This window comes from Nannocystis exedens (assembly GCF_002343915.1).
GTDB classification, from domain to species: domain Bacteria; phylum Myxococcota_A; class Polyangia; order Nannocystales; family Nannocystaceae; genus Nannocystis; species Nannocystis exedens.
Window position 1 is genome coordinate 1,831,823 of sequence record NZ_NETK01000001.1, and the last position, 21,518, is coordinate 1,853,340.

A 21,518-nucleotide genomic window follows, 5' to 3' on the forward strand; every position below is an offset into this window, starting at 1 on the left:
AGGTTCACATATCTCCGGCGACTCTCGAGTCGACGACCCCGAACGTCCAACTCAGGCGCTCGTCGACCCAGAAGACCTTGCGCAGGTGAAGCTCGAAGTTGCAGCAGAGCTCGAGCGGAATGGCGAACTGCTCGGCCATGTCCGTGGGTGTGCCGTCACCCATCCTGAGGGCCTCGCTGATCCCACCGTCCAGGACGTAGCGGCGATACGCCGGGTCGCGCGCAAGGTCGTCGCGCGAGTGGGTCCTGAATCCGCTCCATCTCCTGCCGCGGATCCGCCCGACAATCGCGTCGATTGCCTCTTTGAGACCAGGGAAGCCGGCCTCGTGCATCTCGTGGCCGAGCGGTGGCGGATGCCGTAGCCTCTCCGCCTCCTCATCCTCGTCGCGGAGGTCGAGCTGCTGCCACAACCACGAGGGATCGTAGGCCGGCTCTTCCGCCGCAGCGCGACCTTGTACCTGTCCTCGAGTTCGCGCAGGCTCCCGACGAGCCGCGGGCGCAAGTCCTCCTCGCGCGCCGCCTGGAGCGGAGTGAGCTTCTTCAGCGTCGGTTCCGGCTCATCGAGCCAACGCGCGTAGTGCCGCTCGAGGCGCAGCTCCTCCGCGTCGCGGTCGGTCTCCCGCCGTGCGGCGGCCGAGTTGATGACCCGAAGTTTCTGCGGGACCGGCGGTCCGAGCTGTGCTTCGCGCCACGCTTGCCACCGGCGGTAGAAGAAGGGCGGCAAGGTCCTGAGCAAGTCTGTGTCCGACGCCCGCGGGCGCTCTCGCCTCAACGCGGTGAGGTGCTCGACCAGCTCAGCGCGTTGCCGGTCCCTCGGCACGTCGCGCTGTGGAAGGAAGCCGCCGTTGATCTCCGGGAGGGCCGAGGGACCAACCTGGATGACACGCGCTGCGACAAGGTCTCCGCGCTGCACCTCCAACGGGAAGACGGTCTCGTAGACGAAGACTTCGCGGCCGTCGAGGACATCGCGGACTGTGATCGTGTTCCCCTGTCGACGCCGGCCGAAATCCGAGGCGCAGCGCCGATGAGGCGTCAACGGTCAGCGGATGAGGATCAAGCAGCGCGTCAAGTTTTCGGCGAACGCTGGCGGGTCGGGTAAAGGGAGCGTGGCCGCCAAAAAGGTGAGCGCTGAGAGGTAGCGACTCTCAGCGCTCGGTGTCGTAGCCAGCCGTACCCCAAAAGGACAGCCAACAAAGAAGCGACGGCAGGAGGGTACGGCGAGGGCTCGGGGAAGTCCAGCGGAGTGCGTGGCCGGGCACGTGGTCGATCGAGGACGAGAGCCAGCGACTGTTCAACTGCGGGAGGTGCCGGCGGCAGGTTTCGGTGTGCCGGGCCTGCGACCGCGGGCAGCGGTACTGCGGGAAGGACTGCGCGGCCCAGCAGCGGCTTGTGTCGGTGCGGGCGGCGAGGCGGCGGTACGCGCGGAGCATGCACGGCCGGCGGATGCACGCGAGGGCCGAGGCGAGGCGGCGCGCCGAGCGGCGGATGAAGATCGTGATGGATCACGGTCTAGCCACATCGGAGCCGGCGCCGATGCTCGACGAGCAGGTGGCCGAGGCCGGCGTGGTGCTGGTCGCCATCTGCGGAGACGAGGACGATCGTGAGTCAATCGAGATGGAGAGCCCTGCTGCGGGTCTGCGAGCCGGACCTGCAGATCCTGGTGATCGACGGCGAGGGGGATCGGCTGAAGGCCCGGCTGCCGCTGCACAGCGAGCACCCGCGGGCGCTGATGACGGTGCTGGAGGGGCTGGCGATGTGGCAGGGCCAGCGGCTCGGCGCTGTGCAGTATGTGGACGCGAGGGGTCCGGATTACATCGACTGGGCGTTTCCCAACGCGGATCTTCGCGGGCACCGCAGCCCGCTCGTGGATTTTTCCACGCGGGTGCACGGCGGCGCACGGAGACGGATCCGCGGCGTCGGTGACTTCCGGCAGCTGCGCCTTCTCGGAGGTGACGTGTGAAGACGCGGCCCGAAACCGAGGCGGAGATCGCCCGCCTGCATCACGCGGAGGGCTGGCCGATCGGGACGATCGCCGAGCAGCTCGGCGTGCACACGAGCGTCGTGACGCGCGTGCTCGGCCAGGCCGGCGTGGTGCCGGCGGTGACGATGCCGCGACCGTCGAAGGTCGATCCGTACTTGCCCTTCCTCCGCGAGATGCTGGAGAAGTACCCGCGGCTGCGGGCGAGCCGGCTGCTGCAGATGGTGCAGGCGCGCGGGTACACGGGGAAGTGCTCGCGCTTCCGCGAGATTGTCGCGTCGATCCGGCCGCGGCCGAAGGCCGAGGCGTACCTGCGCCTTGCGACCTTGCCCGGAGAACAGGGGCAGGTCGACTGGGCGCACTTCGGCAAGCTGCGCATCGGTCGGGCCGAGCGCCCGCTGATGGCCTTCGTCATGGTCCTGAGCTGGTCGCGGATGGTGTACTTGCACTTCTTCTTCGACGCGCGCATGCCGAGCTTTCTGCGCGGGCATCAGCTGGCCTTCGAGACATTTGGCGGCGTGCCGCGCGAGCTCCTGTACGACAACCTCAAGAGCGCGGTGCTGGAGCGGGTCGGCGACGCGATCCGCTTCAACGAGACGCTGCTGCGCCTGGCCGGTCACTACCGCTTCGCGCCGAAGCCCTGCGCGCCGGCGCGGGGCAACGAGAAGGGGCGTGTGGAGCGGCGGATCCGCTACATCCGCGACAACTTCTTCGCCGCGCGCACCTACGAGGATCTCGACGACCTCAACGCCCAGGCCGCCGACTGGTGCGCGCGGATCGCCGCCGCACGCCCGTGCCCGGAGGATCGCGCCCGGACGGTCGGCGACGTCTTCGCCGAGGAGCGGCCACGGCTTCTGCCGCTGCCCGAGACGCGCTTCGCGTGCGACGAGGTCGTGCCGGTGCACGTCGGCAAGACGCCGTACGTGCGCTTCGACCTCAACGACTACTCGGTGCCGCACACCCACGTGCGCCGGCAGCTCGCGGTGGTCGCCGATCCGGACACCGTGCGGATCGTCGACGGGACCGCCGTCCTCGCCACGCACCCGCGTGCGTGGGGCCGCGACGAGCGCGTCGAGGATCCTGTGCACATCGAGGCGCTCGTCGCCGACAAGCGCGCCGCGCATCATCACCGCGGCATGGACCGCCTGCAGCACGCCGCGCCGCACAGCCGCGGCTTCCTGCATCGCTGCGCCGAGCGCGGGCAGAACCTCGGCAACGTGACCTGGCAGCTCGGGCGTCTGCTCGACCAGTACGGCGCCGCGGAGCTCGACGCCGCGCTCGCCGAGGCCAACGCCCGCGAACTCGTCCATCCGCCGAGCGTGCGCCAGCTGCTCGAGCGGCGACGCGCCGACGAGGGCCGACCCGCGCCGCTGTCCGCCGAGGTGCCCACGAACCCGCGGCTGCGCGAGGTCGTCGTGAGGCCGCACGCGCTCGACTTGTACGACCGGCTGCGGCCGAAGGACGAGGAGGGTGACGATGACTCTCGCACCTGACGATGCCCTGCGAAGACGCGCTCTGGGCCTCGGCCTGCATGGCCTGTACGCACGCTGGGACGAGGTCGCCCGCGAGCCGTGGCTGCGCACCGTCCTCGACATCGAGGAGCACGAGCGAAAGCGTCGCAGCCTCGAGCGCCGCATGCTCGCCGCCAAGCTGACCGCGATGAAGCCGATCGCCGACTACGACTGGAAGCACCCGAAGCTCGACCGCGCCCTCGTCGACGAACTCTTCGAGCTCGGCTTCATCCGCGAGGCCGTCAACGTCGTCTTCCTCGGCCCCAACGGCGTCGGCAAGACCATGCTCGCGCAAAACCTCGCCCACCACGCCGTCCTGCAGGGCTACACCGCCCGCTTCACGACCGCCTCCGCGATGCTCGGTGACCTCGCCGCGCAGGACGGCGCCGCCGCGCTGCGCCGTCGCCTGCACCGCTACGTCAAGCCCGCGCTGCTCGTCGTCGACGAGCTCGGCTACCTGCCCTACAGCAACCGCTACGCCGACCTGCTCTTCGAGGTCGTCTCCCAGCGATACACCAAGGCGCCGGTCGTGATCACCACCAATCGGCCCTTCAGCGAGTGGGCCGCCGTCTTCCACAGCGCCTCCTGCGTCGGCACCCTCCTCGATCGCCTCTGCCACAAGGTCGAGATCGTCGAGATCGCCGGCGAATCCTGGCGCCTCAAGGAAGCCAACGAACGCACCTCCCGTCGCCGTAGCCGTCCGCCAAAACCCCCAGGCTGACCGCCCGCAGCCAGCTCCCGCATCACGTCCACGCCGGCGCTGTGCGCCGGCGATTTGCGTCGGCGTCCGACACCGGCGCTACCCACCGGCGCCGGACACCGGCGCTACGCTGCGGATCGTGGCCGGCCACAACATCCCCGGCTCGACGTCGACGACCTCGTACAGGCGCCTCACCGTGGCCCGCATCATCAACAGGTAGCGGCCGCGTGGACGAACTCTTGCGCGGGCCGAACGTGCTCCCGCCGGAAGAACGAGCGCCCAGACCCCCGGAAAGGGCGCCCACGTCAGGCCGGAATTGGTGCCCAAGTCAGGGTTCAAACCCCAAATCGAACAGCTCGAAGCAGTAATTCTGCTGTGCGATGTTGCAGATTGCACGGTCCGTCCCGGTCAGGCCTGAGCACTTCTTTTCCTGGAGCGTCGCAATGCACTGTCCCAAGTTGGGGAAGATGACGCCAGGCGGCGTGATGGGGCCGTTGTTCGGCGTCTGCGGCGCGTTGCCGATCTCGACGATCTCGCCGCCCTGTGAGACGGTGTCAGCTTGGATGGGGAGGAAGACGGAGAGCGCGCTGACGAACATGGACGTGATGAGCATGGTTGAACTCCTTTGCAGGCTCAAAACTGACGCCGTTCAGCAGCTCGGCCATGTTGAACAGAACACTGGTTGACGTAGGTTACTACGTTCGCACCGGACGAGTTCTACTCCGACGCCGGGCCTTGGATGCGCTTCGGCGCCGCCGTCCTGCGCGAGGAATGCCGCGAGCGCTCGCCGGGGCGCTCGCTGGTGCTCGACCGCCTGGCGCAGGTGATCCTGGTCCACGGCATGCGTCGTCTCGGCGCGGGCGACATCGGCCGGCGCGCGAGCTGGCTGCGCGCCCTGGCCGATCCGCAGATCGGCGCGGCGCTGCGACAGATCCACGCCGACGTGGGCCGCCGCTGGGCGCTCGGCGAGCTCGCGGCAGCGGTCGGCATGTCGCGCTCCGCGTTCGCGCTGCGGTTCACGCGGCTGGTCGGCAAGCCGCCGCTCGAATACGCGATTGCGTGGCGCATGCAGCTCGCCCGCGACGCGCTCCGCACCAGCGAGCGCCCGGTCGGCGAGCTGGGCTTCGCGCTCGGCTACGCGTCCGAGAGCGCGTTCAGCACGGCCTTCCGCCGCGAGGTCGGCGAGTCTCCGCGGGCGTTCCGCAGCCGCGCCCGCGCGGACGCGGCCGGGTGAATCATCGCGCGGGCGAGCGCGGCAAGATCGCCTGCCGTGATTTTGCTGGGGCGCGCGGCGAGTGGTGACTACTGTGATGCGCGGCGCGTCCTTCCCCTGTCTTGTGCCCGCCTGGTGCTCGTCGCGCGCCTCCCTGTGCTTCTCGCGCTGGCGCCCGCGTGCCGGACGAGGCGCCCGAGTCGCCCGTGGACCGATACCTGCCAAGCACGTTGCGGCCGACATGCTCAAATGTTACGAGGACGGGCTCGTCGAGTGCTCCGCAGGAGCCGGAATCTCACATGACATCCGCCACCAACCTCCGCCAGGCAGTCGAACTCCATCTCATCCCATTCGTGCGACCCATCGGGATGTCCAAGATGGCGAATCGTGGCCCCGTTCGACCGGGGGTGGTGGCGTGTACGCTCGGTCGTGCGCTCGGCGACGGCCGCAGCTCGGTGTTGCAGGTCTGGTGCGAGGTTCCGGAGCTCGCCGCCCCGGTCGAGGTCGCCATGTCGACGCCCAAGTGCCAGGCGGCTGTTCTGGCCGGCCCACACCGGTGGTCGCACCGCTTGGTGTCCGGCGAGATCGACCCCACGGAGCGCCCCGCGACGATCATCGTCGTCAGCGCCAACCTTGTCGTCCTCGACGCCGGTGGCCGGCGCGTGAGCTTTAAGTTTCCCGTCCAAGACATCAGCAAGGCCGATGCGGCCCATGTCTCGGGTTGGTGGACCACGCCAGCCGGCACGCAGGCAGCCACGGTCCTTCGGATCGGCGACCGAACATGGCACTTCGAGCCATCTGGGAAGCTCTTGCCGACCCCCGTCGCTGCACCATAATCAGTCGAGACCCGAGCCTGATGCTACGCGACGAGTCCGACCCGTACTCTGCACCCGTCTTCCTGGAGTCGTGGGCGCTCGAGATCCGCGCGGGTTACACCCCCGCGGAGGAGCTCGACGTCACCGAGCGTTTGAACGAGTACCTGGACCCCGACGTCCCGCCGAACGTCGAGGCCCGTCTGGTCGCAGAGGTCACCCGGGAGACGGAGCGGCTCCTCCGCGAGGCGCAAGCGGCCGAGGCGGGCTGGGCCGGCCCGACGATGAACGACCGCATCGCGGCCGCGTTCGCCGATCTGCGCACCCGAGGCATCTTCGCCAGGGAGTGCGCCGGTCTCACGATTCAAGACGGTTGGGGGTACGTGGGCCTCGAGGCGCAAGCAAGCCACGAAGGCGCCGTGTTCTTCCACCAGCAGGATGTGTTCGACGCACTCCACGGAATGAGCCTGCCGCTCGCGTTCGGGGGCGCGGGGGAGCGAGCCGAGGATCCGGCACAGGCGCGCGCGATCGCCGTCTCGGCCCTGGAGTCGCTCGCGGGCCGCGGCGTGCCTGCGGCGTGGACCGGCAGGGTCGAGGATCGCATCGAGATCCTGCCGTTCGCGTGGCAGCGCCGACGATGGACAGCCGCTCCCCGAGAGATCCACGGAGCCGCGGCGTGGCAGCCAGGCACGAGGCAACTCGCGGTCTTCTCGGTGTCCCCCGCAGACCTCGAGCAGTTCATGGCGCCTGTCCGCGCCTACCGCACCACTTTTGGCTTCGACGCGATGCTCTCCATCCTCATGCGTGGCGCCTGGAAGTCGCTCGGCGGAGAGCGCGGGCAGGTCGGGCACGGGGGCGAGCCACACGTGTTCGTGCGCGCCGGGGAGGTGACCTGGATGATGCCCCGAAACGCGCTGGCGAACCTCGAGCCCGGCCAGGCCGCGGCGATTCGACGGCGGGCGATGACGGCCACGCGCCTCGCTGCTGGAACGATGGGGACAGGCGACAAACCGATCGCGGCTGGAGGCGAGGCCCGTCCGCGGCCGTGGTGGAAGGTCTGGTGAAGCGGACGGATGTCCTTGGCCTGCGTCGTCAGGCGAGGTCGACCTGGATCCGCTCGTTGCCGCCATTCCGGAGTCAGCCATGCCCGACCCAACCCGGCTGGCGAACACCCCGAACCAGGACAGCGCGGCCCTTCCCCTGGGGATTTCGTTCGGCGCCGCCGCAGGGGTCATCCTCGGAGGGGTCACGGGGGACTGGGGCGTCTGGCTCCCCATCGGGATGGGTGTCGGAACGGCCGTCGGAATCGCGTTGGCAGCGGCCGGCCGCTCGAAGGACCCGTAGCGGTGGCGTCTACGCTGGGCCAAGCAAACGGCCAGCAACGCGCGCCTCGAGGCGTGGAAGAAGAGATCGGTTGCCTGACGCACACGAAATGGCGGGCGTTACGGCGCGACCGGAAGGAGCTCGTGACTCGTGGTGGATCGCCAGCAGCTCGGCTTCTTCGTCGACCGCACCAGCGCCCACACGCTGCGCGCCAACCAGCTCCGCCTGTGGCTCTCGTCCGTCGCCTACATGATCCTCAACGAGCTCCGCCGGATCACCCTCGCCGGCACCGAGCTCGCCCACGCCCAGGTCTCCACGATCCGCACGCGCCTGCTCAAGATCGGCGCCATCGTCACCACCTCGGTCCGCAGGATCCGCGTCTCCCTAAGCTCGGTCTTCCCCCTCCAGCACGTGTGGTGGCGCGTCCTCGAGAACATCCACCGCCATCACGTCATGAGACGCTGACGGCCCTCGCCATCCGTCACACAATGGTGCGCTGCGCTGCGCGCCGGGATTCGTCTGTCCTTATGGCAGGTCACTCAAAACGCGTAGCCGGCTTTGTAATCCCTCTTACAGCTCGATCTCGCGCCAGCCCCGGGCGTAACGAGCGCGGCCTCCCGGCTCACGTCGACGGCGTCCAACATCCTCCCACCAAGCCGCCTGACAGCCGCTTGGCGGGCCCCACCTATCCTTGGTGAGAATTCGGGCTAGTGCTCCGAGCGTTCTTGTACTCGACACCTCTACGAAACTCCCTCTTGGAACCGCTTAAGCGCGAGACAGGTCAGCGCCGGGCCCGGGTCGCCCACGCGACGCCGTCCTCCAGCGTGCCGCACACCTGGACGCCGGACAGATCGACGCCGTGCGCGACGAGCGTCGCGGCAACGGCCGGCTGGATCCCTGTCAGCACCGGCTGCACGCCGCGCAGCCGGACCGCGCGGGCCGCGGTGACGAGCGCGTCCGCGGCGGCGGCGTCGAGGCAAGAGACGCCGGTGACGTCGAGGATCGCCGCGCGCACGCGATTCGAGCCGCCGAGGTGGGTCAGCGTGGCGAGGATCTGCGCGCCGCGCTCGGGGTCGACGGTGCCGATCAGCGGCATCACCACGACGTCGCGCGTGATCGGGATCAGCGGCGTCGAGCGCTCGGCGAGCGCCGCCGCCTGCAGGCGCAGCAGTTCCTCCTGCGCCTGCATGCGCTCGAGCTCGAGCCGACGCGATGCGGTGACGTCCTGATAGAGAAGGACGACCCGCGGCGCCGGGTCGCCGGGGTAGCGCAGCGGCGCCGCCGTCAGGTCGAGCCGCGCGCGCTCGCCGGTGCCGCGCACGAACTCCAGCTCCATGCGCACGGTCTCGCCGGTCGCGAACGTGCGCGCGACGGGGTGGTCCTCGAGCGCGATCGGCTCGGCGGCGCCCGGGCGGAAGGCGTTGTTCGCGGTCGCGTCGACGCGGTCGCTCTGCCCGCCGAGGCCGAGGATCTCCTGGCCGGCACGGTTGACGAGCTCGCGCGCGTTGGTCTGCATGTCGAGCACCTCGACGCCGATCGGCAGGTGGTCGAGCATCACGCGCAGTGTCTCCTGCTGCGCGCGAGTCTCTCGCAGGGCCCGCTGGGTCTCGGCGAGCAGCGCCTGGTTCTCGGCGAGCGCGCGCCGGAGCTGGCGGAGCGTCCGCTCGCCGGCGATCGCCTCGGCGACCGTGCGGGCGAGCAGGCGGTACAGCGCGACCTCCTCCGCGGAGACGACACGCGGCGTGTCCCAGTGGATCCCGAGCACGCCCTGCCACGCGTCGTGGCGCTCGCTGTATAGCGGCAGCAGCGCGAGCGCGCGCGACGACAGGCCGCGCTCGCGCAGCACGTCGACCACCTGCGGGTCGTCGGCGATGTCGGACACGATCACCGGCTCGGACCGCGCGGCGGTCCAGCGCTCCGCGAGCGTCAGGCCGGCGAGCGGCAGCCGCTGCCCGCGGCCCGGGTGCTCGCCGACCTCGCCGCTCCGCCACCATGACACGAACTCGACCTCGTGCGGGCGCCGCTCGCCGTCGAGGTGCACGTACGACAGCTCGAGCAGCGCCGGCGCGTACGTCCCGACCGCCTCGGCGACCGCGCGCAGGACCCCGGCCTCGTCCTTGGCGCGCACGAGGTCGGCGTGCCCGCGCGCCACTCGATCGGTCACCTCCGCTCGCTGCCGCTCGTCCATCGCTCGCCTCCGCCGGCATGCAGACTACGACGCGGACCAGGCCCGGACCACCGCGACGCAGCGTCGCGGCCGTCGTACATCGACCTACTTGTATATGTTTATTAGGACATTTCTATAGAGACACCATGCGCGCGGGCGCCCGCCGGCCCGCGGTCCGTCGCCCGCGCATGGAGCGGCGAGGTCGTCGAGCCCGAGGCCCTGACCCGGCTGGTGGCACAAAAGGCCGAGGCCATCGCGGCGCTACCGCGATCGTGCGAGCGGCCCAGACCCTGGACCGGATCTGTCCGGGATCGGGCCTAGTCCGGATTTCTCACGACGGATAGGTGGGGCCCGGCAAGCGGCTGTCAGGCGGCTTGCCGGGAGGTTGTTGGACGCCGTCGACGTGAGCCGCGAGGCCGCGCTCGTTACGCCCGGGGCTGGCGCGAGATCGAGCTGTAAGAGGGATTACAAAGCCGGCTACGCGTTTTGGGTGACCTGCGCATAAGGACAGACGAGCCCCGGCGCGCAGCGCGGCGCGCCCTTTGAGTGACGGATGTCGAGGCCGTCAGCGTCTCATGACGTGATGGCGGTGGAGGTTCTCGAGGACGCGCCACCACACGTGCTGGAGCGGGAAGACCGAGCTTAGGGAGACGCGGAGCCTGCGGACCGAGGCGGTGACGATGGCGCCGATCTTGAGCAGCCGCGTGCGGATCGTGGAGACCTGGGCGTGGGCGAGCTCGGTGCCGGCGAGGGCGAGTCGGCGGAGCTCGTTGAGGATCATGTAGGCGACGGACGAGAGCCACAGGCGGAGCTGGTTGGCGCGCAGCGTGTGGGCGCTGGTGCGGTCGGCAAAGAGGCCGAGTTGCTGCTCCTTGATCCTGTTCTCCATGTCTCCGCGAGCGCAGTAGAGGTCCTCGTAGAGCGAGCGCGCGTCGTACTCGTCATGCGAGAGGTTGGTGGTGACGAAGCGCGGATTCTCCTTGTCCGTCGTGTACTCGGCCTTGCCGACCACCCGGCGCTCTCGTGACCACGTCCGATTGGTCTCGTAGCGAAAGTCCTTGAAAACGCGCGCATCCTTGCCGGTCTGCTCGGAGATGGCGTGGGCCTGCTTCATCTCGTCCTCGATCTCGGCGATCAGGCGCGAGTTCTTCTGCAGGCCGAGGACGAAGAAGAGGCCGTTGTCCTCGCACCAGCGCATGACCTCGTCGCGGCAGAAGCCGGAATCGCCGCGCACGATGATCCGGACGGCCGGCCAGCGGGCGAGGATCTGACTGACGATCCTCTCGAGCTCCTCGACCGCGCCGCTGACTGGCTGCTTGTCGGCGGTGTTCAGCGCGGCGCCAAGGAGGAAGTCGCCGCAGAAGACGTACAGCGGCAGGTAGCAGTAGCCGTCGTAGAAGCCGTGGAAGAAGCGACCCTCCTGCTTGCCGTGTACGGGGTCGTCCGTCGCGTCGAGATCGAGGACGATCTCGGCGGGCGGCCGATCGTGCGCGGCGAGGAAGGTGTCCACGAAGAGGCGCTGAATCCCGTGGTCGTCGTAGCTGATCTTCTTGTAGCGCTCGTCGCCGGCCACCGTGGGCTTCGCCAGCTCCAGGCGGTTCAGCGTGCTCTTGCCGGCCAGGGCGTGCCCCCGGTCGCGCTCCCGCTTGCGCTGTTCGCCGGTCGGATCGATCTTGCCTACCGCCAGCGCGAGCAAGGCATCATCGCGGAGCACGTCGTGGTCGTTCAGGTCCTCGTAATCACACAGCAGGCCCAGCACGCGCTGCGCGAGCAGTTCCTCGACGGTGTGCTCGACGCGGCTCGGGTCGCGGTGGTCCCGAAAGCAGGCCGCGAAGTCCCGAAACACACCTGAACTTTCGGTCAGCTCCCGCAGCAACAGCAGGCCCCCGTCCGAGCTGACCCGTCCGCCGTCAAAGGCGGCCTCGACACGCCTCCGCCCGGCCGGTTGAAAATCGAACTCGGTGCGGATACACCTTGTTCCGGCCGTACCCCTGGGTGGTCAGCAATCGTTTCACACCCGCTCGAACTCGGGAAGTGCGGCCGGAATTCCTTCCCGTGGTGAGAAATCCGGACTAGCTAGCGGCCGAGCGAGAGCACCCGGACGTCGATCGTCTCGCGCACGCAGCTCATGCCCGGCGGTTCGCCGGACGGGTCCATGTACCACTCGACGCAGCGGACGGCGGAGTCGGCGAGGAACAGCCCGCCGCCATCCCCGAACACCGGGCTCGCGACGGCCATCGCGTCGGCGGTCCAGAGCGCGACGGGCGGCGCACCGTCGGTGATGCGGACGACGGCGTCGCCGTCGTAGACCCCGTAGACCTGCCCGCCCGCGTGGATCAGCTCGTCGGGGATCGCGGCGCCGCCGAGGTCGAGGACTTGCGGCGCGCCGCCGGTCCGCGGCACCCGCTCGATAGCGAGGTGGTCGGTGCTCCGCGCCCGGAAGTAGTATACGTCGTCGACGCCGACCTCGACCCCGGCCGAGTGCTCGTCGCCGAAGCCATCGACCAGCACGCTCGGCGGACCCCCAGCGACCGGCAGCGCGAACAGCAGGCGGTCGCTCGCGGCCGGGTCGAACCCCGGGAGGTACCCGGCGGCGTAGACCACCCCGTCGGCGAGGTCGAAGTCCCAGCCGTAGCGGTGACGCGCGAGCACCCGGGTCTCGCCGCCGTCGACAGCAACGGCGAGCAGCTGCGACTCGTCCGGGAACCCGGACACCGAGGTGTTCCACACGACCGTCGCGCCGTCGACGCGGAGCCGGTGGGCGTAACCCGCGAACTCGGCGAGCACGACCGGCGCGCCGCCGGCCGCCGGCGCGCTCAGGATCCGCGGGCCGACCAGGCCGTCGTCGCCGGCGATCCAGTAGAGCGTGCCGTCGGCGAGCGCGAGGCCGTCGTTGAACGGCCGCGCGTCGGCGATCAGCGGCTCTGCCGGGCCGCCACAGCGGGGCACGCGGTGGATCCCCCGACCGTCGGCGAAGTACACGAACGCTTCGTCGGCGACCAGCCGATCCGGCGTGTACACGTGGGTCGTCGCGTCGGTGAACGTCGCCGCGTGGATCGCCGTGCCCGGCGGCAGCTCGCACGTGCCGGGGCCCTCATCGGTGTCCATCGTGTCCGTCGCTTCCATCGTGTCCGCGCCGCCGTCGTCGGAGAGCGGACCACACGCGGCGAGGACGAGGGCGCAGATGTGCAGGCGAGGCACTTGCCCGAGTATGGCACAGCGCGCCAGCGTCGCCGAGGTCACGGGAGCGCGTGACCGGTGACGGTGACCCTGCCCGCAAGTGAATCCTCACGCTCACAGTCTGGGGCATGTGATGTGGGCGTGCTGTCTCCCGCCCATCGTCCGTCGCCGCTGCGCGCCTCGACCACGCCGCCGGTCGCGCCGGCGCGGCTCGGGAATCACCGCGAACAGCGCCTGTAGCTGGGCGATGCCACGCAGCGTGTGGCTGCCCATCGGCGACAGGCGGCGCTGCAACCCGGACAGCGCGGCGGCGAACGCCTGCGAAACCAGGACGTCGCGCCCGAGCGGGCGGCACATCGCCGAAATGCGGGCGGCCTCGTTCACGGCTGGGCCTATCACCGTGAAGTCGAGGCGATCGGCGCCGCCGATGTCGCCGTAGAACACGTCGCCGACGTGCAGCGCGAAGTAGGCCCCGGTCGCGCTCAAGCATTTTGAAGCGGGAAATTTTAATTCCCTCGCAGGACCCCCCCGAACCCCCGGCCCCCGCGTTTCCTGGCCCAGTTCGGTGTTCTGCGAGGGGTTGAGCCATGCCCGCTTGAGCCCGCCTGAGCCCTCTTTGACCGAGGAATCGGGAGGGTTTGGAAACCCCGCGGAAACGAATCCGCCGCTGGGAGGCCCGACACGGCTCGGCTCACCGCGCTCACGGTAACTGTACGGAGGTTCGTTGTAGTTGCAGCCCGGGATCGGGTCGCCGATGAGCAGCGGCGATCCGCTGGGCCCGCCGTGGCTCGAGGAGACGATGCGCGACCTCAGCGCCCTCGGTAGCTCAGCCGTCATTACGCTGGTGGCGCTGGCGATCGCCGGCTACCTGGCCCTCGCGCGGCGCTGGCGTGCCCTCGGTCTGCTCGTCGTTCTCGTCGGGGACGGGGCTGTCCCTTGGCGGCATGCGACCGAGGAGCTCCGCGACACGTCGCCGCACGTGGCGCTCACCGATGGGCTGTGGCACCCTCGCGTCGATGCCGCGCGTGACTCGAATTCCCGAGATGTTCTTGCTGGCGATGCTCGTGGGTTGCGGCGGCCGATCGACGACCACGCCGGAGGCGGCTATCGCCGCGCCGGGGCCAGTCGCAAGCCCTGCGCCGCAGGGCCCGCTGGCGGAGGTGTACGCGGCGATGGACCCGTCGGTGGCGCCGTGCGACGACTTCTATCGCTACGCCTGCGGCGGTTGGCTGGCGCGCAACGAGATCCCGGCGGACAAGCCGTTCACGTCGAAGGTGGCGGGGATCGACGACGCCAACCACGAGCTGCTGCGCGCGGTGCTGGAGGAGGCGGCGCAGGCTCCCGGGGACGACGCGCGGAAGCGGAAGATCGGCGATTTCTACGCGGGGTGCATGGATCAGGCGGCGATCGACGCCGTTGGGACGACGCCGCTGAAGCCGGCGCTGGCGGAGATCGCGAAGGTGCGCGACGTCCAGAGCGCGTACGAGACGGCGATGCGGCTGCGGCCGTACGGGGTCGAGGCGTTCGTGGCCAGCGAGATCGAGCCGGACTACAAACAGCCGGGGATCAACCTGGTGACGCTGAGCCAGGGCGGGCTGGGCCTGCCGAGCCGCGAGTTCTATCTCTCCGACGCCGCGCCGACCCGGGAGCTGCTGGCGCGCTACACGGAGCACGTGGCGGCGATGCTGGTGGTGGCCGGCGATCCGCCGGCGGCCGCGGCGAAGTCGGCGAAGGAGGTGGTGGCGCTCGAGACGGCGCTGGCCGCCGCGTCGCTCCCACTCGATCAATTGCGCGAGGTCGAGGCGACGTACCACAAGCAATCGGTGGCGCAGCTGCGCGCGCTGACGCCCGCGCTCGACTGGCAGCGAGTGTTTGCGGCCGCGGGCAACGGGGCGGTGGCGCAGGTCAACGCGGCGACGCCGGAGTTCCTGCGCGCGACGGCGGCGCTGCTGGCGAAGACGCCCAGGGAGGTGCTGCGCGCCTATCTGCGCTGGCACCTGATCCGCGGCGCGGCCGAGCACCTGACGGGGTCGATCGAGGCGCAGGCGTTCGCGTGGACGGTGATGCTGACGGGCCAGCGCGAGCTGGCGCCGCGCTGGCGCCGGTGCGTCGAGCGGACGGTGGCGGCCCTGCCGGAGGCGGTCGGGCCGTATTTCGTCGAGCGCGCGTTCCCCGGCCGCAGCAAGCAGACGGCGCTCGAGATGATCGTGGCGATCGAGCAGGCGTTCGAGCGCGGGCTCGCCGGGCTGCCATGGATGGACGAGGCGACGCGCACGCGCGCCCGGGCCAAGGCGAGGCGGCTGCGCAACATGATCGGGTTCCCGGAGGTGTGGCGCGACTACTCGCAGGTGCCGATCGATCGCAAGGACTACTTCGCCGCCGTGGTGGCAGCGAACCGCGCGGAGCTGCAGCGCGTGATGGCGAAGGCCGACCGGCCGGTCGACCCGCAGGAGTGGTTCATGCCGCCGAGCGTGCTCAATGCGTATACCAACCCGCTCGGGCTCGAGATGGTGTTCCCGGCGGCGATCCTGCAGCCGCCGCTGTTTTCGGCGGAGCTGCCGATGGCGGTCAACTTCGGCGCGATCGGCTCGATCATGGGCCACGAGCTGACGCACCAATTCGACGACCAGGGCCGCAAGTTCGACGAGACGGGGGCGCTGTCCGGCTGGTGGACCGAGGCGGCCCGCGCCGGCTTCGAGACCGCGGCCCGCTGCGTGGTGGCCCAGTACGACGCCTACGAGGCGCTGCCCGGCCTGCGCGTGCGCGGGCAGCAGACGCTCGGCGAGAACATCGCCGACGCCGGCGGCCTCAAGTACGCGCACGCGGCCTATGTGCAATGGGCGAAGGAGCACGCGGAGCCGGGGCTGCTCGGCCCGCTGACGGGGGAGCAATTGTTGTTCGTGGCGTTCGCGCAGAACTATTGCGCCAAGCGGACGCCGCAGCAGGTGCAGATGGACGTGCTCGGCGATGTCCACTCGCCGCGGCGCTGGCGGGCGGTCGGTCCGTTGTCGCATCTGCCGGCGTTCTGGTCGGCGTTCGCCTGCGTGGAGGGCTCGCCGATGCGCGCGCCCAAGCCCTGCGCGGTGTGGTAGCGACGAGGGCGGGAGGTGATGCGGTGGACGACGCCGGCGCGGCGAGCGCCCTTCGGCTCGTCAGTTCGTGCAGATCTTGACTCGCTAGCTAGCAGGTTGCTGAAGAAAGACTCGTGTGCTCGGAGCTGAGCCTCATCGCTGCGTCGAGTCACCTGTCCGGAAGGACTTGTTGGGCCGGCCGGCTCCCCGCGGGAGGCCTGCCGGCCCTCTGCGGGCCCGGGTGCGGCCCCGGGCTCACGGGGCTCATGGGATGGGCAGCATCAGCTTGGCCATGCGGAGCAGGTTGTAGGCGGCGCCGAGGAGGAGCGACGCCATCTCGTTCCGCTGCTTGCCGGCCGCGGGTCCGCAAGGACGGCAAGGAGGTGAATCTTGCGACCTGGGACCGGCTCGCCTCCGAGGATCCGCTGAATCGGCGGGCGGTCGAGCAGATGTTGATCGGCGTGTCGACTCGCAAATACGGGCGCTCGCTGGAGAAGGTGCCCGAGGACGTGAAGACGAGGGGCACGAGCAAGAGCGCGGTCAGCCGTCGGTTCGTCGCGGCGACCGGGGCCGAGCTGGAGCGCTGGCTGCGGCGCGACCTCGGCGGGCTCTCGATCGCCGCCATCATGATCGATGGGATCTACATCGACCAGCACGTCGTCCTGATCGCGCTCGGCTTCGACGAGACCGGCGCCAAGCACATCCTGGGCGTCCAGGAGGGCGCGACGGAGAACCGCGAGAGCTGCACCGCGTTGCTGCGAGACCTCGCCGAGCGAGGCCTCGATACCAGGCGCTCGACCCTCTTCGTGATCGACGGCGCCAAGGCGATGAGGCGCGCGATCCTCGACGTATTCGGCAAGCGGGCGCTCCTCCAGCGCTGTCAGGTGCACAAGGTCCGTAACGTCGTCGACCACCTGCCCGAGCAGAAGAAGGACAGCGTCCGCAAGGTCCTCCGCGATGCCCTCGGCGCGGCCACGGCCAAGACCGCCAAGCGGCGGCTCGAGGCGCTCGCAGGCAGCCTCGCCAGCGAGCACCCGAGCGCCGCCGCGTCCGTCCGCGAAGGCCTCGACGAGCTCTTCACCGTCAAGGAGCTCGGCCTCGCCGACGACCTCGTACGATCGCTCTCGACCACCAACGCCATCGAGAACGTCAACAACGGCATCCGCCGGATCGCCGGTCGCGTGAAGCGCTGGCGCGGCGGCGAGATGATCCTCCGTTGGATTGGTGCCGCCCTCCACGAGCTGCAGCGCAGCTTCCACCGCATCAAGGGCTGCCGCGGCATGAAGGACCTCGTGACAACCGCATGGGCCAGACCAGCAGCCAGAGCGGCATGAGCGAGGGTGAGAACCGCCGCCCTTCGCGCCCGCGACGCTCAACTCGATCCATCCATTGACGTGGCCGAGAAGGTCGCGTAAGTGCCTCATGCCGCCGCGCGATTTTCAACAACCCGCGGGACATCGCCGGAAGTCGAAGGTGTCCGGCTTCCCCTCCCCGCGTTCCTGATGGTTCACCGCGGCATGTTTGCCGAAGCGGAACAACCGAGTCTTGTCGGGGTGGACTTCGAGTCCGAAGCGACCGAGACGCCGCTCGAGGTCGGTCCGGAACCGGACCGCGTCGGCCTCGTGCTGGAACCCCAGCACGAAGTCGTCCGCATAGCGCACGACGATGACCTCGCCCCACGCCACACGTCCTCGCCATTGCTGTACCCACAGGTCGAGCACATAATGCAGGTACACGTTCGCCAGGAGCGGCGAGATCGTCGCTCCCTGCGGCGTTCCACCTGCTGTGGACGACCACTTCCCTTCTTCGAGGACTCCCGCGGCCAACCACTTCTGGATGAGCCGCACGATCCTCTTGTCCGCGATACGATGCTCGATGAACTTCACCATCCACGTGTGATCGATGGCGTCGAAGAACCCGCGGATATCCACCTCGAGCACCCAGTTCACCTTCTTGCGCGTGATCGCGGTCGCCAACGCATCCAGCGCATGGTGCTGGCTGCGTCCGGGGCGGGAACCCGTACGAGAAGCCGAGGAAGTCGACCTCGTAGATCGCGTTCAGCACCTCGACGACCGCGCGCTGGACGATCTTGTCTTCCAGCGATGCGATCCCCAACGGCCGCTCTCGACCATCGGGCTTCGGGATGTAGACGCGTCGTGAGGGCTTCGCTCGATACGCTCCGCGGTGAACGCGTGCGTGCAGGTCTGCGAGTCGTGCCTCGAGATCCCGCCCGTACTCGCTCCATGTCATACCGTCGACGCCGGCTGCAGCCTTGCGCTCGAGCGCAAGGTAAGCATCGCGGAGTCGATCGATCGTGACGTGATGCAGGAGCGCCGTGAACTTCTTCTTCCTGTCCCTTCGTGCTGCTTCACGCACACGGTTGGGCGCGCTGGCCCGGCGCTGTGTCCGGGGCGCGTTTTGCCCTCCCGTGTTCCCCTTGGCCGGGCTCCTTCCCTCCATCGCCTCCTCCGCCGGCGGGCCGGCTTCGTTCGGCGACTTCGTCGGTACTACGAGCCCGTCTGACTTCTCCGGGCCGTACATTGTCGGCTTGCGGCTCATGGCCTTCCCGACACGTCCCTCTGCGACGCCATCGCAGTGGGCGTCCCGGAGATCTCCCGGTTCTCGCGCAGAGAGGTTCCGTGCGTGCACGGGGTCTTCGACCGCGCAGGGCCGCACCGAGCCTCGCGCTTACGGCTCGGAGCGTCTTGCCTTCCGCCTCGCTTAACGACGTCGGCGCCCTGAAGTACCTGATTTCGCGGCTCAATACCCGGCCCGCACGTGCCCCTGTCCCATGCTTCGCCTGCAGCCTCGCGGATGCCGACGCAGGACTCGGGGTCGTCGTGGGTCGCTACTCCTTCGACGTGAAGCTCTCGCATCTTCTCCTCTCTGCCGGTTTATCCCGGCGCACTATCCGTCCGGCGAGCCGCGTCGTGGCGCGCGGCCGGGCCCGGACTACACCGGCGGGGCATGATCGGCGAGCGTGACGGCGCGGAAGACGTTGGCGGCGAGGCGCTGCTGAGCGTCCTCGTGCTGGCGAATCTGCTTCCAGAAGGCGGGAGCGAGCTCGCGGACGCGGCTCTTGGGCCAGGAACAGCCGGTTTTTCCTGCCGAGGACCTCGCGGCGGAGGTTCCGCTCGCTTACGTTGTTGTCGAGCGGCAGCAAGCCTGTTCCCGGCAGCCGTGGCCGCGGGACTGCGCCCTCCATGCAAGGTGGGCCTTCGGGCTCATTGGCCGACGCGAGGAGTTTTGCGATGAGTCTCGAGCCAGCACGCCGGCACCGCTGCGCGTCGCGAGTTCCCGCGCTTGTGGCGCGGCAGCCTCGCTACTGTGAGACCAACAGCAGATGGCGCACGGGGGCACCAGCGACGCCGCCACCGGCGAGCTCGTCTGGGACGGGGTGGTCTATCCCCCGCGGGTTGAGGCCGATCTTTGCGATCTCAGCCCAGCATCGGCCGCGGCGAGGGGCTCGACCGACTGCGATATGGATCCCGACAAGTTCCTCGCCCGATTGTGCGCCCTGGCGCCGCCGCCGGGCTTCCACATGTTCAGAGACTGCGGCGCATACGCGCATCACCACCTCCGAGCTCGCATCATCCCGATGCTCCGGACGCGGCTTCGGGTCATCACGCTCCGGCGGGTCCCCGAATCAGGTGAATGCTCGCGTGAATCGGGCCCCCCCGAGCAGAGAATGCAGCGAGTGGCGACGAGTTCGCGCGACCCTGCGAGCCCCTCGACCCAGGTGGCCTATGTGCAATCCAGAAGTCTCCCGAGCGCCGCTCCCCCACCCCGCGCACAGCCGTGGAACGCGGCTATCGCCCGCGCCCTCGCTCGGCGCCGCCGACCCACGTCCAGGGCGGCCACGACGCTGACCGCGAATCCCATGCGGGGGGCGTCGCCCGCGCCCGATCGCGGCGCTCAGGAGGGCGTGCGGAGGCTGAGCGGACGCATATCGGTCCAAACCTCCTTGATGTAGCTCAGGCACTCCGCCTTCGGACCGGACGGTCCGGCCTCGCGCCAGCCAGCCGGGATCTCGAGCCCCACCGGCCAGATCGAGTATTGCTCCTCGTGGTTGAGGACGACACGGTATAAGGTAGTGGCCTCATCGTCAGCGGTCATGTTGACACTATACCTCAACGCCGCCGTCGCGGGCGGCGTGAATGCAGCGAGTTGCAGGGACGCGGAGCCGCCGCGCGGGCAGCGGCGGATGGGCGGATGGAGCTCAGGGGACGGCCCACGACGGGGCCGCCGCCGGGCGGTCTTGCATTGCCGCGTCGAGGTCGGCCAGCGTGGTCAGGGCGACCTCGCGCCAGCGTTCGTCGACCAGGAAATGGCCGGCGTCGAACCAGTGCTCGCGAAACTCGCCCGCCCCGTGCTGCTGCCACGCGCGCAGCTCCTCGGGGGCGAGCGAATCGTCGGCGCGGCCGCCGTGGACGGCGAGCCGACAGGGGAGCGCAGGCCCCGGCACGAACGTGTAGGTCTCGAGCGCCTCGAGGTCGGCGCGCAGCGGCCGGAGCACGGCGGCGACCAGCTCGGGGTCGGCGAGCTCCCCGTACCTCGCACCGAACCAGTTCTCCATGGCGGCGAGGAGGTCGGCGTCGGCGAGCCGGTGGAGCGGGACGCCGCCGCGGACGCGCTGGGGCGCGAGGGCAGCGGCGACGGTCAAGAGGACCGGAGAAGCGCCCGCGCCCGCGGCCAGGCGTGCGAGCTCGAAGCCGACGAGCGCGCCGAAGCTGTGGCCGAACAACGCCAGCGGCGCGGGCCTCAGGCGCCGCAGCTCGGCCGCCAGCAGCTCGACGATCGCCGCGACCCGGGTGCATGGCGGCTCGCCCAGCCGGTCCTGCCGCGCCGGCAATTGAGCGGCGACCAGCTCGACGTCCGCGGGCACCACGGCGCGCCAGCGAGAGAACGTCCCGGCGCCGCCCCCGGCGCAGGGCAGACAGAGCAGACGGACGCGCGGACGCTCGGCGGCGCGGAGGATACGGAGGGTCGGGCGCGGGTGCATGATCGATGAAACTATCGGCGCGGCGAATCGTCAGGGTCTCTCGAGAAGAATGCTCGCAATGAGGGGCGTGGAACTGCACTCCGTCGCAGTCCTGGCCCGCGTAACCGCGAAATGTCGGCAACATCGGTCCGTGGCAACGCGGGCCGTGCAGGCGGTCTCAAATGGACCGTGCGCTGTGATCACATGGCGGGATCCAGCGCCTCGCCGAGGCATCCGCCGGCCTCCGGACGAGGCCGGGCCCGCTCACGGCTTGAGCGGGACGTACTGCTCGAGCACCTTCTTGATCTGCAGCTGGACGTCGGGGTTGCTGGCGAGCTCGGCGTCCACCACCGCGGTGAGACGCTCCACCTGCTCGTCCGAGAGCGTGAGGAAGAGGCTCTTGTCCATGAATTGAGCGAGATTAGACATCGACATTGCTATTGATCCTTTTCGCGCGTACACAATCGCGCGCACACAGTATAGTTGAATCGTCCAAATAGCGTCAAGGATGCTGTCGCCCGCGACCGTGCTTTAACGGCCCCGTTCGCTGCATCGCGGGCGCGCCGCGGACGCGTCCCTCTTG

Annotated in this window: 18 protein-coding genes and 1 pseudogene; 9 read left to right on the top strand and 10 right to left on the bottom strand. The window is 69.7% G+C overall.

Features of this window, described 5'->3' with window-relative positions; all coding sequences use genetic code 11:
* Window positions 1-4 precede the first annotated feature (4 nt).
* Entirely contained in the window at window positions 5-409 is a 405-nt protein-coding gene (locus NAEX_RS07250) for a hypothetical protein (RefSeq protein ID WP_096326785.1), read from the bottom strand.
* 1,190 nt (window positions 410-1,599) lie between these two features.
* Here NAEX_RS07250 and NAEX_RS07260 point away from each other — a divergent pair.
* From NAEX_RS07260 to istB, 3 genes are read left to right on the top strand one after another with little or no spacing between them, the layout of a single operon-like run.
* Window positions 1,600-1,959, top strand: a complete 360-nt coding sequence (locus NAEX_RS07260; RefSeq protein ID WP_096326787.1) for a hypothetical protein — start codon at window positions 1,600-1,602, stop codon at window positions 1,957-1,959.
* Window positions 1,956-3,470, top strand: coding sequence for an IS21 family transposase (gene istA, locus NAEX_RS07265; protein ID WP_096326788.1), 1,515 nt, complete (start codon window positions 1,956-1,958; stop codon window positions 3,468-3,470). The genes NAEX_RS07260 and istA overlap by 4 nt, the downstream gene beginning before the upstream one ends.
* Window positions 3,454-4,209 carry an IS21-like element helper ATPase IstB gene (gene istB, locus NAEX_RS07270; RefSeq protein WP_096333542.1) on the top strand — a complete coding sequence of 252 codons (756 nt, stop codon included), beginning with the start codon at window positions 3,454-3,456 and terminating at the stop codon, window positions 4,207-4,209. Before istA ends, istB begins: the two co-directional genes overlap by 17 nt.
* A gap of 307 nt (window positions 4,210-4,516) precedes the next feature.
* Here istB and NAEX_RS07275 read toward each other — a convergent pair whose 3' ends face one another.
* On the bottom strand, window positions 4,517-4,801 hold the full coding sequence (locus tag NAEX_RS07275; protein WP_096326789.1) for a hypothetical protein: 285 nt from the start codon (window positions 4,799-4,801) through the stop codon (window positions 4,517-4,519).
* Window positions 4,802-4,927: 126 nt separating this feature from the next.
* Between NAEX_RS07275 and NAEX_RS07280 the strand changes: the two genes are divergently transcribed.
* From NAEX_RS07280 to NAEX_RS07300, 4 genes are all read left to right on the top strand, one after another.
* A complete protein-coding gene (locus tag NAEX_RS07280; protein ID WP_096326790.1) occupies window positions 4,928-5,422 on the top strand; it encodes a helix-turn-helix transcriptional regulator in 495 nt (164 codons plus the stop codon).
* Window positions 5,423-5,700: 278 nt separating this feature from the next.
* On the top strand, window positions 5,701-6,237 hold the full coding sequence (locus NAEX_RS07285) for a hypothetical protein (RefSeq protein ID WP_143141581.1): 537 nt from the start codon (window positions 5,701-5,703) through the stop codon (window positions 6,235-6,237).
* A 20-nt stretch (window positions 6,238-6,257) separates the two neighbouring features.
* Window positions 6,258-7,277 (top strand): DUF6891 domain-containing protein, encoded by a 1,020-nt coding sequence (locus NAEX_RS07290; protein ID WP_096326792.1) that lies wholly within the window; start codon window positions 6,258-6,260, stop codon window positions 7,275-7,277.
* Between the two features lie 409 nt (window positions 7,278-7,686).
* The gene (locus NAEX_RS07300; RefSeq protein ID WP_096326794.1) at window positions 7,687-8,001 is read left to right on the top strand and encodes a transposase; all 315 of its coding nucleotides are present in this window, start codon (window positions 7,687-7,689) and stop codon (window positions 7,999-8,001) included.
* 316 nt (window positions 8,002-8,317) lie between these two features.
* Here the strand turns inward: NAEX_RS07300 and NAEX_RS07305 are convergent, their stop codons facing one another.
* The 4 genes from NAEX_RS07305 to NAEX_RS51990 all read right to left on the bottom strand — a co-directional run bounded on the left by NAEX_RS07305 (window position 8,318) and on the right by NAEX_RS51990 (window position 13,369).
* The gene (locus NAEX_RS07305) at window positions 8,318-9,700 is read right to left on the bottom strand and encodes an STAS domain-containing protein (RefSeq protein ID WP_170135527.1); all 1,383 of its coding nucleotides are present in this window, start codon (window positions 9,698-9,700) and stop codon (window positions 8,318-8,320) included.
* Between the two features lie 568 nt (window positions 9,701-10,268).
* The gene (locus tag NAEX_RS07310) at window positions 10,269-11,672 is read right to left on the bottom strand and encodes an IS1380 family transposase (RefSeq protein ID WP_096326796.1); all 1,404 of its coding nucleotides are present in this window, start codon (window positions 11,670-11,672) and stop codon (window positions 10,269-10,271) included.
* A 107-nt stretch (window positions 11,673-11,779) separates the two neighbouring features.
* Window positions 11,780-12,904, bottom strand: a complete 1,125-nt coding sequence (locus NAEX_RS07315; protein WP_096326797.1) for a TolB-like translocation protein — start codon at window positions 12,902-12,904, stop codon at window positions 11,780-11,782.
* Window positions 12,905-12,997: 93 nt separating this feature from the next.
* Complete coding sequence (locus tag NAEX_RS51990) at window positions 12,998-13,369, bottom strand: adenylate/guanylate cyclase domain-containing protein (protein WP_096326798.1); 372 nt, start codon at window positions 13,367-13,369, stop codon at window positions 12,998-13,000.
* A gap of 539 nt (window positions 13,370-13,908) precedes the next feature.
* Between NAEX_RS51990 and NAEX_RS07325 the strand changes: the two genes are divergently transcribed.
* Both NAEX_RS07325 and NAEX_RS07330 read left to right on the top strand, forming a co-directional pair.
* On the top strand, window positions 13,909-15,975 hold the full coding sequence (locus tag NAEX_RS07325; protein WP_170135528.1) for a M13 family metallopeptidase: 2,067 nt from the start codon (window positions 13,909-13,911) through the stop codon (window positions 15,973-15,975).
* 245 nt (window positions 15,976-16,220) lie between these two features.
* Complete coding sequence (locus NAEX_RS07330) at window positions 16,221-17,288, top strand: IS256 family transposase (RefSeq protein ID WP_096326800.1); 1,068 nt, start codon at window positions 16,221-16,223, stop codon at window positions 17,286-17,288.
* A gap of 129 nt (window positions 17,289-17,417) precedes the next feature.
* On the opposite strand, the pseudogene ltrA reads toward NAEX_RS07330, so the two are convergent.
* The 4 genes and pseudogenes from ltrA to NAEX_RS49785 form a co-directional block, all read right to left on the bottom strand.
* Window positions 17,418-18,495 (bottom strand): annotated as a pseudogene (ltrA, locus tag NAEX_RS54880) (group II intron reverse transcriptase/maturase); the annotation flags it as partial.
* A 1,374-nt stretch (window positions 18,496-19,869) separates the two neighbouring features.
* Entirely contained in the window at window positions 19,870-20,070 is a 201-nt protein-coding gene (locus NAEX_RS07340) for an MbtH family protein (protein ID WP_096326801.1), read from the bottom strand.
* Between the two features lie 103 nt (window positions 20,071-20,173).
* Entirely contained in the window at window positions 20,174-20,956 is a 783-nt protein-coding gene (locus tag NAEX_RS07345; RefSeq protein ID WP_096326802.1) for a thioesterase II family protein, read from the bottom strand.
* A 243-nt stretch (window positions 20,957-21,199) separates the two neighbouring features.
* Window positions 21,200-21,343: a hypothetical protein gene (locus tag NAEX_RS49785; RefSeq protein WP_170135531.1), complete on the bottom strand. Its 144-nt coding sequence runs from the start codon at window positions 21,341-21,343 to the stop codon at window positions 21,200-21,202.
* Window positions 21,344-21,518: the final 175 nt, after the last annotated feature.